Origin of the sequence: Pseudomonas sp. NUPR-001, assembly GCF_052147955.1 — a bacterium.
GTDB lineage: Bacteria > Pseudomonadota > Gammaproteobacteria > Pseudomonadales > Pseudomonadaceae > Aquipseudomonas.
On the sequence record NZ_CP197353.1, the window covers coordinates 2,837,809 to 2,851,908 of the forward strand.

The 14,100-nt window shown below is 61.7% G+C and carries 11 protein-coding genes; all 11 read left to right on the forward strand.

What is annotated here, in order from left to right:
• Positions 1–9 precede the first annotated feature (9 nt).
• Complete coding sequence (locus ACP6KB_RS12820) at positions 10–576, forward strand: RBBP9/YdeN family alpha/beta hydrolase (RefSeq protein WP_442114091.1); 567 nt, start codon at positions 10–12, stop codon at positions 574–576.
• An 85-nt stretch (positions 577–661) separates the two neighbouring features.
• On the forward strand, positions 662–2,617 hold the full coding sequence (locus tag ACP6KB_RS12825) for a DUF1302 domain-containing protein (protein ID WP_442114092.1): 1,956 nt from the start codon (positions 662–664) through the stop codon (positions 2,615–2,617).
• 42 nt (positions 2,618–2,659) lie between these two features.
• Complete coding sequence (locus ACP6KB_RS12830; RefSeq protein WP_442114093.1) at positions 2,660–4,018, forward strand: DUF1329 domain-containing protein; 1,359 nt, start codon at positions 2,660–2,662, stop codon at positions 4,016–4,018.
• Between the two features lie 96 nt (positions 4,019–4,114).
• Positions 4,115–5,182, forward strand: a complete 1,068-nt coding sequence (locus tag ACP6KB_RS12835) for a WD40/YVTN/BNR-like repeat-containing protein (RefSeq protein WP_442114094.1) — start codon at positions 4,115–4,117, stop codon at positions 5,180–5,182.
• A 30-nt stretch (positions 5,183–5,212) separates the two neighbouring features.
• Positions 5,213–7,687 carry an efflux RND transporter permease subunit gene (locus ACP6KB_RS12840; RefSeq protein ID WP_442114095.1) on the forward strand — a complete coding sequence of 825 codons (2,475 nt, stop codon included), beginning with the start codon at positions 5,213–5,215 and terminating at the stop codon, positions 7,685–7,687.
• Positions 7,680–9,455 carry an acyl-CoA dehydrogenase C-terminal domain-containing protein gene (locus ACP6KB_RS12845; RefSeq protein WP_442114096.1) on the forward strand — a complete coding sequence of 592 codons (1,776 nt, stop codon included), beginning with the start codon at positions 7,680–7,682 and terminating at the stop codon, positions 9,453–9,455. Before ACP6KB_RS12840 ends, ACP6KB_RS12845 begins: the two co-directional genes overlap by 8 nt.
• A gap of 164 nt (positions 9,456–9,619) precedes the next feature.
• Positions 9,620–10,336 (forward strand): hypothetical protein, encoded by a 717-nt coding sequence (locus tag ACP6KB_RS12850; protein ID WP_442114097.1) that lies wholly within the window; start codon positions 9,620–9,622, stop codon positions 10,334–10,336.
• Positions 10,337–10,503: 167 nt separating this feature from the next.
• The gene (locus ACP6KB_RS12855) at positions 10,504–10,650 is read left to right on the forward strand and encodes a hypothetical protein (RefSeq protein ID WP_442114098.1); all 147 of its coding nucleotides are present in this window, start codon (positions 10,504–10,506) and stop codon (positions 10,648–10,650) included.
• 60 nt (positions 10,651–10,710) lie between these two features.
• The gene (locus ACP6KB_RS12860; RefSeq protein ID WP_442114099.1) at positions 10,711–12,252 is read left to right on the forward strand and encodes an arylsulfatase; all 1,542 of its coding nucleotides are present in this window, start codon (positions 10,711–10,713) and stop codon (positions 12,250–12,252) included.
• A gap of 223 nt (positions 12,253–12,475) precedes the next feature.
• Positions 12,476–12,994: a 2,4'-dihydroxyacetophenone dioxygenase family protein gene (locus ACP6KB_RS12865; protein ID WP_442114100.1), complete on the forward strand. Its 519-nt coding sequence runs from the start codon at positions 12,476–12,478 to the stop codon at positions 12,992–12,994.
• A gap of 57 nt (positions 12,995–13,051) precedes the next feature.
• Positions 13,052–14,074, forward strand: coding sequence for an NAD-dependent epimerase/dehydratase family protein (locus ACP6KB_RS12870; protein WP_442114101.1), 1,023 nt, complete (start codon positions 13,052–13,054; stop codon positions 14,072–14,074).
• Positions 14,075–14,100: the final 26 nt, after the last annotated feature.

The window sequence follows — 14,100 nt, forward strand, 5'->3', positions numbered from 1 at the left end:
GGTGCTGATGTGGAAAGATTGCATACCGCCGCTACCGTTCTGATCGTCCCTGGCCTGCGTGACCATGTCGCCGAGCATTGGCAGACCCTGTTGCAAGCCAAGCTGGCCAAAGTTCGCGCCGTACCGCCGCTGCAGGTCAATGGCCTTGACTGCAACGCCCGGGTCGAGGCGATCCAGCGCGAGCTGGAACAGATCGACGGTGACGTGCTGCTGGTGGCGCACAGCGCCGGTGTGTTGATGGTGGCCCACTGGGCCGCGCGCTATAACCGGCCGATCAAGGGCGCCTTACTCGCCGCACCACCGGATCTGCAGGCCGAGTGGCCCGCTGCTTACCCAAGCCCGGACAGTCTGCGTGCCCACGGCTGGGCACCGCTACCGATTACCCCCTTGCCGTTCCCGAGCATTGTTGCCGCCAGCAGCAATGACCACCTGGCCAGCCTCGACGCCGTTACGGCGATGGCCGAAGGCTGGGGCAGCCAGCTTGAGCTGCTGGGCGCCGTTGGCCACTTGAACCCGGCAGCCGGCTTCGGCCCATGGCCGCAGGCGGAAACCTTCATTCAAACCCTGGACCGTTAATCCTGCCATCGCGCATGGACGCTTGACCAACGCCCGCAACCGACGGGCGGCGAAAACAACAATAACAATACGTGGAGTCATCGTAATGCCAAAACACCGCATGTTCTGCGCTGTGCCGTCGCAGCGTTGCCTGCTTGCCTGCGCCATCAGCTTGCTCGCCTTGCCCGGCGCCCAGGCGTTTGAAGTCGATACCGGTAATGAAGACTGGGCGGTACGCCTGGACAATACCGTCAAGTACAACTACGGCGTACGCACCGAAAGTGCCGACAAGCGCATGTTGGCCACGCCGAACAACAACGACGGCGACTACAACTTCCGCAAGGCTGGCACCAACATCACCAACCGCGTCGACCTGTTGACCGAACTGGACGTGATCTACCAGGGCAACATGGGCTTTCGCGTCAGCGCCGCCAGCTGGTACGACAAGGCTTACGACAACACCGGCTCCAATTCCAACCCGTTCGTCAACGGCAATGGTGACAGCTCTGGCATCAACCCAAGCCTCAATGGCCTGCCCGGTACCGGCACGCCCTTGGGCAGCCCGCACCTGAGCAACTATGCCCAACGCTATTACAGCGGCCCGTCGGGCGAAGTGCTCGACGCCTTCGTGTTCATGCGCACGGAAATCGGCGACAGCTCGGAACTGAGCGGCAAGCTCGGCCAACACAACCTGTTCTGGGGTGAAACCCTGCTCAACCCGGTGCACTCGCTCAGCTATGGTCAGTCCGGCCTGGACCTTGCCAAGCTGGCGGCCTCGCCCGGCACCGAAGCCAAAGAACTGTTTGTGCCGCGTAATCAGCTGTCCACCTCGTTTCTGCTGAATGAAGAGCTGACCGTCGGCGCCCAGTACTTCTTCGATTGGGATGCAGCGCGGTTGCCGGAAGCGGGCACCTACTACGGTGGCTCGGACGTGGTGGGCGAGGGCGCCCAGAGCTTTCTGCTCGGCCATACCGGCACGCCCGGACTGATCCCGGTACGCGGTGCGTTGACCAGCATTCGTCGCGGCGACGACCTGACCCCGGACAAACGCGGTGATTGGGGCGTCATGGCCAAGTGGTCGCCTGAATGGCTGGGTGGCACCCTGGGCTTCTACTACCGCAAAACCTCGGAAATTCTCCCGCAGGCCTGGCTCGATGCCCGTGGCCTGACCGTATCACGCGGCCCCTTCGGCACACCGCCAGGCAGCCTCCAGGGTGCGGTCGGCAACCTGTACAACTCGTTGCAATCGACTACCTACCAGTTCGCCTACGCCGACAACATCGACGTGTATGGCTTGAGCCTGTCCAAAGACGTCGCAGGCATCAGCGTCGGTAGCGACCTGAACATTCGTCACAACATGCCACTGGCGAGCATTCCGGCCATCGTCAGCGCCCCCGGACAAGGTGGCCTGGGCGGTGGTTTCGGTTTGCTGCCACCGCGCTTGCCAAGCAGCGGCGTGATCTACGACGTGCCCAGCGACGGCGACGGCCTGAGCGCCACCGGCCAGACCCTGCACTGGACCCTCAACGGCCTGATGACCATCGGCGATACGCCGCTGTTCGACAGCGCCAGCCTGCTCGGCGAGCTGTTCTACAGCAACCTGCTGAAACTCGATGGCCATAACGAGGCCTTGTACAAAGGCAAAAGCAGCTACCGCGGTATCGACAAACCGACCCGCGATAACTGGGGTATTGCCGTCAACTTCACCCCGACCTGGTACCAGGTCATGCCTGGCGTTGACCTGAGCATGCCGCTGTCGATCAACGTCGGACTCGATGGCGTCTCACCCGTGCAGGGTGGCGGCGCCGAGGACACTGGTAACTACGCGGTGGGCGTCAGCGCTGCGGTGTACAACCAGTATTTCGTCGACCTCAAGTACGTCGACAGCTTTGGCAAGACACAGTCGTGCAACGACGGCCAAACCGATGGCGCGGCACCCAATGCCCTGGACGGTGAGCAGGATTACACCTGCTACGGCGGCGGCTACTCGTCCTTCTCGGGTGGCGGTGCCACCACCGAGGACCGTGGCGCGCTGTACCTGACGGTTAAAACCACTTTTTAAAGTCACGTCTTCCTTCAGACATTACGCAGGAAAACAAACATCATGAACTACGTGAAAACCCTGCTGGCCACCTGCCTGTCACTGGCCGCCCTCAGCAACGCCCATGCGGCTGTTTCCCCTGACCAGGCTGCTCGCCTGGGCACCAGCCTGACTGCCATTGGCGCCGAATCGGCCGCCAACGCCGACGGCTCGATTCCCGCTTACAAGGGTGGCCTGGTAACAGCACCGGCCGGTTTCAAAAGCGGCGACAGCATGCGCCCGGACCCGTTTGCCAATGAAAAACCGCTGCTGGTGATCAATGGCAAGAACGCCGACCAGTTCAAAGGTCAGTTGACTGCCACGACCCAAGAGTTGCTCAAGCGTTACCCAAGCTTCCAGGTGGATGTCTACCCGACCCACCGTACCGTGGCGTTGCCACAAGCGGTGCTGGACAACACCCGCAAGAACGCCGTTGGCGCCCGCAGCCAGGAAGGCGGTAGCGCACTCGATAACGTACTGCCGGGCATTCCGTTCCCGATTCCGCAGACCGGCGCTGAAGCCATGTGGAACTTCCTGCTGCGCTACCAGGGTGTCAGCCTGGCCGCTAAGTATGACTCCTGGAACGTTGACGCCGCGGGCGTGCCGACCCTGTCGACCACGGGCCAGGCCAACATCAGCTACCCGATCTACGAGGACATGAATAAAACCATCGGTGCCAAAGACACCTATTACCAGATGAAGCTGATGTACACCGGCCCCGCCCGCCGTGCCGGTGAAGCGATGATGCTGCGCGATGCCGCCAACCCGCTGGTGCAGCCACGCAGTGCCTGGGTGTACCTGCCGGGCCAACGCCGGGTCAAGCTGGCGCCGAACCTGGCCTACGACACACCAAACCCCGGCACCTCGGGCTCCGGTACCTACGATGACGTGTTCGTCTTCAACGGCGCCCTGGACCGTTACGACTGGAACCTGGTAGGCAAGCAGGAAATGTATGTGCCGTACAACACCTACAAGCTGACCTACAACACCGACATCAAGCAATTGATCACCCCTAACCACCTGGCCCCGCAGTTCGTGCGCTGGGAAAAACACCGGGTGTGGGTGGTCGAGGGCAAACTCAAGGATGGCGCCCGTCACATCTACCACAAGCGTCGCTTCTACCTCGACGAAGACAGCTGGGTAGCACTGGCCTCTGACCAGTACGACGCCCGCGGTCAACTGTACCGTGGCTCGTTCGCCTTCCTCAGCCAGAGCTACGACAAACAGACCCCGGATTCCACCCCGTTCATGATCTACGACTTGATCGGTGGCACCTACAACCTCAACGGTGTGGTCGGCGCTTACGGCGGCATCCGCTACATCGACCCGCTGTCGAAAACCCAGTGGTCGCCGGAGTCGCTGGCCGGTGCCGGTATTCGCTGAGAACGGCAACAGGGTAGGTACGGCCTGGCATCGCTGTGATGCCGGGCCGTTGGTTGAGCAGCCTGCTGCGTGCAGCGGCGATCCGGAGGACCGGGTATGTATGTTCTAAAACGCTACACCGCGTTGATGCTGACGTGGGTTGCCCTTCAGGGTGTGGCACACGCTGCGCCTTACACGGATGTGCTGGATCTGCCGGCCGCCCCTAGCGCGCTGGCAACCGTCAGTGCCTTGCGTGATGTGACCCGCGCCGGCGATCGCCTGGTGGCGGTCGGCCCTCGCGGGCACATTCTGTTTTCCGACGACAACGGCGGGCACTGGCAGCAGGCCCAGGTCCCGGCCAGCGCCGACCTGAACGCGGTCAGTTTCCCCAGCGCCGACAAAGGCTGGGCGGTCGGTAACGACGGCATCATTCTGCACAGCACTGACGGTGGTGCCAGCTGGCAAAAACAGCTGGACGGACGTGTGCTGGGCGAGCAAGTGCTGGCCTATTACCAGGCCCAGAGCAAGGCACTGCCCAGCGATGAACGCTGGCCAACCTTGATTGCCGAGAGCGAACGCCTGGTCCAGGAGGGCGCTGACAAACCGCTGCTGGATGTGTGGTTCGCGGACGATCAGAACGGCTTCGCGGTCGGCGTGTTCAATTTGCTGTTGCACACCACCGACGGCGGTCAGCACTGGACCCCGTGGCTGGAGCGCAGCGATAACCCGCAGGCGTTGCACTTGACCAGCCTGGCGAGCATTGACGGTGTGCTGTACATCACCGGCGAGCAAGGCCTGCTGCTGCAATTGGCCGACGATGGCCAGCACTTCACCCAGCTGACCACGCCGTCCCGCGGGACCTTCTTTGGCGTGATTGGCAAGCCCGGCGTGCTCCTGGCCTATGGCTTGCGTGGACATCTGTGGCGCAGCACCGACAAGGGCCAACAGTGGCAACCCGTCACGACCGACCTTGGTACCAGCATTACCGCTGGTGGCCTGGACCGTAACGGCCAGCTCTGGCTGTTGAGCCAGGCCGGCGATGTGCTGCACAGCCGCGACGACGGCGCAAGCTTCGTGACCGTCAAGCAAGCGGCACGAACCCCGGTCAGCGCCGCGACCTTCGATACCGCCAGCGGCCTGGTGCTGGTAGGTGAGCGTGGCGTGCGCACACTTGCCGCTGAATAACTGCCGTCCCCATAACAAGAGAAAAACCTGATGGCTAACATCAAGCAAGACACCTTGCCGGTGATCCGCACCCTGGAAGAATTCGACCGACGCTCCGGCAACTGGCTGGAGCGCCTGGTGTTCAACCATCGACTGCCGTTCATGCTGTTGATGCTGCTGGCGACCGTACTCCTCGTCTACATGGCGCTGACGCGCCTGGAACTGCGGCCCAGCTTCGAGAAGATGATTCCGCAAAGCCACCCCTACATCCAGAACTACCTGGAGAACCGCCAATCGCTGCGCGGGCTGGGTAACTCGTTGCGGGTGGTGGTGGAAAACACCGAGGGCGATATTTTCGACCCGGCCTACCTGCAAACCCTGCGGCAAATCAACGATGAGCTGTTCCTCAGCCAGGGCGTAGACCGCGCCTGGATGAAGTCGCTGTGGAGCCCGGCGGTGCGCTGGACCGAAGTGACTGAAGAGGGCTTTCAGGGCGGCCCGGTGATGCCTGACAGCTATCAGGGGTCGGCCGCTGACATCGAGCAGCTGCGCCAGAACATCGAGCGCGCCAACATTGTCGGCAGCCTGGTCGCACGCGACTTCAAATCGAGCATGCTGATCGTGCCGCTGCTCGACCAGGACTCGGCGACCGGCCGCGGCATCGATTACTACGCGTTCTCGCAAAAGCTCGAACAACTGCGCAGCCAATTCCAGGCGCAGGGCCCGTACAAGATTCATGTGATCGGCTTTGCCAAGCTGATGGGCGACCTGATCGACGGCCTGATGCAGGTCATGCTGTTCTTTGCCCTGGCGGTGGTCACCACCCTGGTGATCATCTACCTCTACACCCGCTGTGTACGCAGCACCTTGCTGGTGGTGGTGTGTTCGTTGACGGCGGTGGTCTGGCAACTGGGCATCGTCGCCTGGCTGGGTTATGCCATCGACCCGTATTCGATCCTGGTGCCGTTCCTGATATTTGCCATCGGCGTGTCGCACGCCGCGCAGAAAATGAACGGCATCATGCAGGACATCGGTCGCGGCACCCATCGCCAGGTGGCCGCGCGTTACACCTTCCGCCGCTTGTTCATCGCTGGCGTCACCGCACTGCTGGCCGATGCCGTGGGCTTTGCCGTGCTGATGCTGATCGACATTCCGGTGATCCAGGACCTGGCGATCACCGCCAGTATTGGTGTGGCGGTGCTGATTTTTACCTCGCTGTTGCTGATGCCGGTGGCGCTGTCGTATGTCGGCGTTGGCCGCAAGGCCGCAGAACGTGCCCTGCGCATCGACTCACGCGCCGCTGAGCACCGTGGTTTCGGCAAACTCTGGGACCTGCTTGACCGCTTTACCACGCGCAAGTGGGCCACTGCGGCGCTGCTGGTGGCGGGGTTGTTGGGGGCAGGGGGCTTTGCCCTGAGCCTGCAGCTGAAAATTGGTGACCTCGACAGTGGTGCGCCGGAGTTGCATGCCGACTCGCGCTACAACCTTGATAACAGCTACATCACCGGGCACTACGCGCTGTCCAGCGACACCTTCGCAGTGATGATCAAAACCGCGCCTGAAGGCTGCTTGCGTTACCAGACGCTGGTGCTGGCCGACCGCCTGGCGTGGGAGCTGCAGCAGGATGCCGGGGTGCAGACGACTGTGTCGCTGACCAACGCCGTGCGCCAGATTACCGCAGGCACCTATGAGGGCAACCCCAAACTCAACAGCATCCAGCGTAACCAGGACGTGCTCAATTACGCGGCGCAACAGGCTTCGGTCAACGCCGCAGAATTGTTCAACAATGACTGCTCGCTGATGCCGGTGATTGCTTACCTCACCGACCACAAGGCCGAGACGCTGGATCGCGTGGTGGCGGTAGCCGAGCGCTTTGCCCAGGCCAACAGCAGTGAAGATCGCCAGTTCCTGCTGGCTGCCGGCAGTGCCGGTATCGAGGCGGCCACCAACATCGTGGTGCGCGACGCCAACCGCACCATGTTGCTGCTGGTGTACCTGGCGGTGACGCTGTTCTGCCTGATTACCTTCCGCAGCTGGCGCGCCACCGTCGTGGCCGTGGTACCGCTGATCCTCACCTCGATCCTCTGCGAGGCGCTGATGGTGATGATGGGCATTGGCGTCAAAGTCGCGACCTTGCCGGTGATCGCCCTGGGCGTGGGGATTGGTGTGGACTACGCGCTGTACCTGCTCAGCGTGCAGTTGCACTACCAGCGCAAAGGCATGCCGCTGTCCGAAGCCTATGAAAATGCCGTGGCCTTTACCGGTCGGGTGGTTGGCCTGGTCGGCATCACCCTGGCGGCGGGCGTCGTGGGGTGGGCCTGGTCGCCGATCAAGTTCCAGGCCGACATGGGCATCCTGCTGACCTTCATGTTCCTGTGGAACATGCTCGGCGCGCTGATCCTCATTCCGGCGTTGTCGTATTTCCTCCTGCCGGGTCACAAAACCCAGGCAGATGCCACCAGCACCGCCACCGGCGGCGAGCTGAAACACACCACCCAAGAAGTAGAGTGTTCGCAAAATGTCTGATTACCTTCCACCGCTGCGCGACATGGATTTCCTGTTCAACGAGGTGTTCGACATCCCGGCCGTCTGGTCGCGGATTCCGGCGCTGGCTGAACATATCGATGCCGACACCGCCAAAGCCATTCTCGAACAGGCCGGTAAAGTCATCGCCCAGGTGGTCGCGCCGCTCAACCGCAGCGGCGACGAGCAGGGTTGCCGTTGGGACGCAGGCCGGGTCATCACCCCGGAGGGCTTCACGCAGGCCTATCGCACCTATGCCGAGGATGGCTGGGTAGGGGTGACCGGCGAGGTGGCGTACGGTGGCATGGGCATGCCGAAAGTGATCGGCGCGCAAGTCGAAGAAATGCTCAACGCCGCCAACCTGTCGTTTGGCCTGTACCCTATGCTGACGGCAGGGGCCTGTCTGTCGCTGCTCAACCATGCCAGCGAAGCCCTCAAGGCCCAGTACCTGCCTGCCATGTATGAAGGGCGCTGGGCAGGCTCGATGTGCCTGACCGAACCGCATGCCGGCACTGACCTCGGCCTGATCCGTACCCGCGCCGAAGCGCAGGCCGATGGCAGCTACCGGGTCAGCGGCACCAAGATCTTCATCACTGGCGGCGAGCAAGACCTGTCAGAAAACATCATTCACTTGGTGCTGGCCAAGCTGCCGGATGCCCCGGCAGGCGCCAAAGGCATCTCGTTGTTCCTGGTGCCGAAGATCATGGTCAATGACGACGGCTCGCTCGCTCAGGCCAACGCCGTGAGCTGCGGGTCGATCGAGCACAAGATGGGCATCAAGGCGTCGGCCACCTGCGTGATGAACTTTGATGGCGCCACCGGCTATCTGGTCGGCGACCTGAACAAGGGCTTGAACGCCATGTTCACCATGATGAACTACGAACGCCTGGGCGTTGGTATCCAGGGCCTGGCGCTGGGCGAGCGTTCGTACCAGAACGCCATCGAGTATGCCCGAGAACGCCTGCAAAGCCGCGCGCCCACAGGCCCGGTGGCTGCCGCGCAAGCTGCCGACCCGATCATCGTGCACCCGGATGTGCGGCGCATGCTGCTGACCATGAAGACCTTGAACGAAGGCGGGCGGGCGTTCTCCACCTACGTCGCCCTGCAGCTGGACCTGGCCAAGTACAGCGAAGACGCTGACGAGCGTCGCAGCGCGCAGGCGCAAGTGGCACTGCTGACGCCGGTGGCCAAGGCGTTCATGACCGACATGGGCCTGGAGACGACCGTTCATGGCCAACAAGTGTTTGGCGGCCACGGTTACATTCGCGAGTGGGGCCAGGAACAACTGATTCGCGACTGCCGAATTACCCAGATCTACGAAGGTACCAACGGCATTCAGGCCATGGACCTGGTCGGGCGCAAAGTGCTCGGTGACGGCGGCCAGGCGTATGCCGCGCTGTCGGCGCAGATCAAAGCGTTCGCCCAGTCGCTTGCGCCTTCCCGCGCCGAATTCGCCACGCCGTTGCTGGCCGCTGTCGACAACCTCGACCAACTGACCGCCTGGGTACTCGACCGTGCCCAGGGTAACCCACGGGAAATCGGCGCGGCCGCCGTGGAGTACCTGCATGTGTTTGGCTACACCCTGTATGCCTACCTGTGGGCACAGATGGCCGATGTGGCCGTGGCGCACACGGACGATAGCTTCTACGCCAGCAAACTGGGCACGGCACGTTTCTACTTTGCCCGGCTGCTGCCGCGTATCCACTCCCTGAGTGCCAGTGTACGGGCGGGCAGTGACAGCTTGTTCCTGCTCGACGCCGAGCAACTGTAAAGCACCGCGGACCTTGCTGTAGGAGCGGGCTTGCCCCGCGATGCGATGTGGCTGGCAAACCGCAATCGCGGGGCAAGGCCCGCTCCCACCGGGCCCTAGGGCCTTTGCTGGCCCCAGGGATATTCAGTAAACTTGCGCCCGCCAGCCGGCTTGCCGGTGGAATCATGGACGATAAGGGTGTAGTGGTGATGACTGAAACTGAAACGTTGTGCAAATCCTGCAAGCAACCCGTTGAGGCGGACGCCAAGACGTGCCCTGCCTGCGGTGAAGAGCACCCGGCGGTCAACACGCGCAAACAGTTGAAGGTGATTGCCATCGCCGGTGTGGTATTGCTCGCAAGTTTTGCCCTGTTGTCGGACTGGAACTACACCCCTGCTGCCCTGCAACCCATTTTCGACGAGACCGGCCCGCGTGAGGCGGTGTACGTCGACGGCGCCCAGATTAAATACCGGCGAACCTTGGGGCTCACGCCCAAACAGTATGCCGAGCGCCTCAACGCGAAGCTCAAAGCCCTCGGCATGTCTTATGTTGTCGACCCCGAGAACATAGACCGGGGCGAGGCCGTGGACTTTTTCGAAGCCGAAATCGGCCCGTTCGTCTTCCTGATCGGCACAATGTCAAATTACGGCGACCAGCTCTACGACCTCGACATCTACGCCACCGGCGATGGTAACCGCAGCTCCGGCGAAGAGATTCAGGCGATTGCCGCCGCGGCATTGGCTTCGACGTCGCCGGCCGTCGACGAAGCGGAAATTATCCGGCGTCTACCTGACATGGTGTTCAAGGAGCAACCGTTCCGCCACGGCTCTGTCGAGTTCAAAGCCGCGATGTCGCCATTGGGTATTTCGGTGTTCTCGGTCAGGCCCCTTATCGAAGACTGAAGCCTGCATATCCGGCGCCGAGCATAACTGGCGGCCCAGTTAAATCGCCTCTGACGTGAAATGAAAAAATTCTGACGTCAAACGCCAAGCTTCAAGCGCGCAAATCTCCAACACTTGCAGCAAACAAAAACACTGCAATCGGCCGGTGCCGGGTGTAGGAGACTGCCATGCGCTTGATGATTTGCCTGTTCCTGGTTGTGCTACTGGGTGTGACTTTTGCGGCCGCAGACCGCGAGCGGTATACCGTCAGAAACGACACAACGGCGCAAGCGATGATGCCGAGCGGCATCGGTGATCTCTTCAGCCGATTTTGAGCGCTGTGCTGATGGCAGCCCACTCCTCGGAAGAAGGACCTGACAACAATGACATCGGGTATGCGTGTTAAACGCTGGTTGCGCATTGGCGCCTTGGCAATCGCCGCTCAGTGCACGGCCGTGCTGGCAGTTGCTGCGGAAAAACCGAACATTCTGGTGATCTTTGGCGATGACATCGGCATCACCAATATCAGCAAATACAGCCACGGGATGATGGCGTACAAAACGCCCAGCATCGATCGCCTGGCCAACGAAGGGATGATGTTCACTGACTACTACGGTGAACAAAGCTGCACGGCGGGGCGCGCGGCGTTTATCACCGGGCAACATCCGGTGCGTACTGGCCTGACCAAAGTGGGCATTCCCGGCTCGCCGGTGGGCATCCAGAAAGCCGACCCGACCCTGGCGGAACTGCTCAAGCCGCTGGGCTACATGACCGGCCAGTTCGGCAAAAACCACCTGGGCGACCGCGACGAGTTTCTGCCGACCAACCATGGTTTCGACGAGTTCTTCGGTAACCTCTATCACCTCAATGCCGAAGAGGGGCCTGAAGACCCGGACTGGACCAAAGACCCGGCCATCGACAAACAGTTGCGTCCACGCGGGGTCATCCACAGCAGCGCCGACGGCAAGGTCGAAGATGTCGGGGCGCTCAACAGCAAACGCATGGAGACGATCGACGAGGAGTTCCTGCAGGCCTCGCAAAGCTTCATCGACAAGGCAGTCAAGGCGGATAAACCGTTCTTCGTCTGGTTCAACTCCAGCCGCATGCACTACTACACGCACATCAGCGATAAAGCGGCGGGCAAGTCCGGGCAGGGCTTCTATAACGACGGCATGGTGGAACATGACGGGCATGTCGGGCAGTTGCTCAAACAGCTCGATGATCTGGGCATCGCCGACAACACCATCGTGCTCTACACCACCGACAACGGGGTGCACTTCAACCAGTGGCCCGATGCGGGCATTACCCCCTTCCGTGGCGAGAAGAACACCAACTGGGAAGGTGGTTTCCGGGTGCCGGCTGTCGTGCGCTGGCCCAACCACATCAAGGCCGGCTCGATCTCCAATGAAATCATGTCGGCTCAGGACTGGCTGCCAACGCTGATGGCAGCAGCCGGTGTCGACGATATCAAAGAGCAGTTGCTCAAGGGCTATTCGGCAGGTGGCAAGCAGTTCAACGTGCATCTGGATGGCTACAACTTCCTGCCTTACCTGCAAAGCCAGACCGAGAAAGGACCGCGCAACGATTTCTATTACTTCAGCGATGACGGAAAACTGCTGGGCATGCGCGACGGCGATTGGAAAGTGGTGTTCGCCGAGCAGCGTGCAAAGCGCTTCGACGTGTGGCGCGATCCGTTCGTCGATCTGCGGGCGCCCAAGGTGTTCAATCTGCGGCGTGACCCGTTCGAGCGCGCTGACACCGACTCGAACAGTTACAACGTCTGGTGGGACAAGAAGGTGGCTGTGGTTGCATTGCCCGCGATGGTTCGGGTGCAGCAATTCCTCGCGACCTTCAAGGCGTACCCGCCGCGGCAACGCCCGGCCACCTTCACGGTGGATCAGATGATGGAGAAGTTCATGCGCTACCAGCAGCAGTAGTTCAATCGTTGTGAGTACAAGGCCCGTCAGCACTGCTGCACGGGCCTTGTGTGCTTCTGGCTGGCTGCTTTTCTGTCGCAGGAGTGAGCCTGCATTCAGTGAGGGCATTGACGTCAAATGACAATCACGTGACGGCAAATGACAATTTTTCAGCAGAGTGGCCCCGCAGTATTGCGTCCAGGCAAATCGATTGCCCCGAACTGGCCCATGAGGAATAACAACAATGCCAATGCCGATTCCGGTCTTTGACCACCATGAACTGCTGACCCTCAACACCAACGAACTGCCGATCTACGAGAACGCCCTGGCACCGCACTTCCCAGGCGTCGATGTGCAGCCCCTGTACCTCGACCCGAACCTGGGGATATGGACACTGCGGGTGATTTTCCAGCCGGGCGTGCGCCTGCCTTGCCACTACCACACAGGCCCAGTGCACCTGTTCACGCTGTCTGGCAAGTGGAACTACGTCGAGTACCCGGATCAGCCGCAGACCGCCGGTAGCTACCTGTACGAGCCCGGTGGATCGATCCACACCTTCAGTGTGCCAGCCGACAACAGCGGCCCGACCGATACCTTTATGGTCGTCTATGGCGCCAACATCAACTTCGACCAGGACGGCAATTTCGTCAATGTCATGGACGCCACCGACATCATGCAGATCATCGATCGCCTGGTGAAGGAGCGCGGCCTGGAACCTGCCCGCTACATTCGCCCCGGCCATGCAGGCTACACCCTCGGCTGATCAGCCACACGCGGGCGCTGCGGCGCCCGTCGTTCCCTCTTTTGTGGAGAGCGCTCGATGAGCCATGCGTGCATACCGGTCGGCAGCCAGGGGCAAACACCTGAGGTGCCGCGATCGGTCTTTATCACCGGAGCCAGCGGCTTCATTGGCCAGGCCCTGGTACGTCGCTACCGGGCGCTGGGGGCACAAGTGCGGGGCATGGACCTGCGCGCCGACCCGGCAAACGATGTGGTCGCCGGCGACCTGACGCGCCCTGAAGTGTGGGCCGCCCATGCCCGCGGCTGCGAACTGTTCATCAACACGGCTGCCGTGGTGTCGTTGGCGGCTTCCTGGACGCTGTACCGCGAAGTGTCGGTGCGCGGCGTGCGTAACTGCCTGGATGTCGCGATCGCCAGCGGCGCCAAGCGCTTCGTGCAATTTTCCTCGATCGCCGCACTGGGCTGGAACTACCCCGACCAGGCGGACGAGCACTGTGACGTCGTCATCGGTGACGACTATCGCTATGGCGTTGCCAAAGGTGCGAGCGAGCATGTGGTGCTGGCCGCGCACGCGGCGGGCGAAATCGAATGCACCATCGTACGCCCGGGCGATGTCTACGGCCCAGGCTCTCGCGCCTGGTTGAGCGAGCCCTTGAAAATGGCCAAGGCCGGTGCGCTGATTCTGCCCAACGGCGGTTCAGGCCGCTGGACCCCGGTGTACATCGACGACCTGTTGGACGGCGTCATGCTGGCGGCCGGTTTGCCGCAGGCACGCGGGCAGATCTTCCACATCAGTGCCAAAGAGTCGGTGAGTTGCCAGGAGTTTTTCTGCAATCACTGGCGCTGGGCCAAGCGTTCCGGTTCGCCGCGCAGCTTGCCGCTGTGGCTCGCCGTGTCGTTAAGCCGGGGCATCTGGCGCATTAACCGACTGCTCAAACGCCAGGACGAAGTGACCCCGGACATCATGTACATGTTCGCCCGTACCGGCGGTATTTCCATCGAAAAGGCGCGGCGTTTGCTCGGTTATGAGCCCAAGGTCAGCTTGAACGAAGGGTTGCAGCGCTCCGAGCAGTGGCTGCGTGATGTGGGTCAACTCGTCTGATATCTGCGCTGCCTTACACGGCAGCA

Bases quoted from the DNA above. Each gene is read 5' to 3' on its own strand.
- ACP6KB_RS12825 (WP_442114092.1), top strand. From the start codon at position 662: ATGCCAAAACACCGCATGTTCTGCGCTGTGCCGTCGCAGCGTTGCCTG.
- ACP6KB_RS12830 (WP_442114093.1), top strand. From the start codon at position 2,660: ATGAACTACGTGAAAACCCTGCTGGCCACCTGCCTGTCACTGGCCGCC.
- ACP6KB_RS12835 (WP_442114094.1), top strand. From the start codon at position 4,115: ATGTATGTTCTAAAACGCTACACCGCGTTGATGCTGACGTGGGTTGCC.
- ACP6KB_RS12840 (WP_442114095.1), top strand. From the start codon at position 5,213: ATGGCTAACATCAAGCAAGACACCTTGCCGGTGATCCGCACCCTGGAA.
- ACP6KB_RS12845 (WP_442114096.1), top strand. From the start codon at position 7,680: ATGTCTGATTACCTTCCACCGCTGCGCGACATGGATTTCCTGTTCAAC.
- ACP6KB_RS12850 (WP_442114097.1), top strand. From the start codon at position 9,620: ATGGACGATAAGGGTGTAGTGGTGATGACTGAAACTGAAACGTTGTGC.
- ACP6KB_RS12855 (WP_442114098.1), top strand. From the start codon at position 10,504: ATGCGCTTGATGATTTGCCTGTTCCTGGTTGTGCTACTGGGTGTGACT.
- ACP6KB_RS12860 (WP_442114099.1), top strand. From the start codon at position 10,711: ATGCGTGTTAAACGCTGGTTGCGCATTGGCGCCTTGGCAATCGCCGCT.
- ACP6KB_RS12865 (WP_442114100.1), top strand. From the start codon at position 12,476: ATGCCAATGCCGATTCCGGTCTTTGACCACCATGAACTGCTGACCCTC.
- ACP6KB_RS12870 (WP_442114101.1), top strand. From the start codon at position 13,052: ATGAGCCATGCGTGCATACCGGTCGGCAGCCAGGGGCAAACACCTGAG.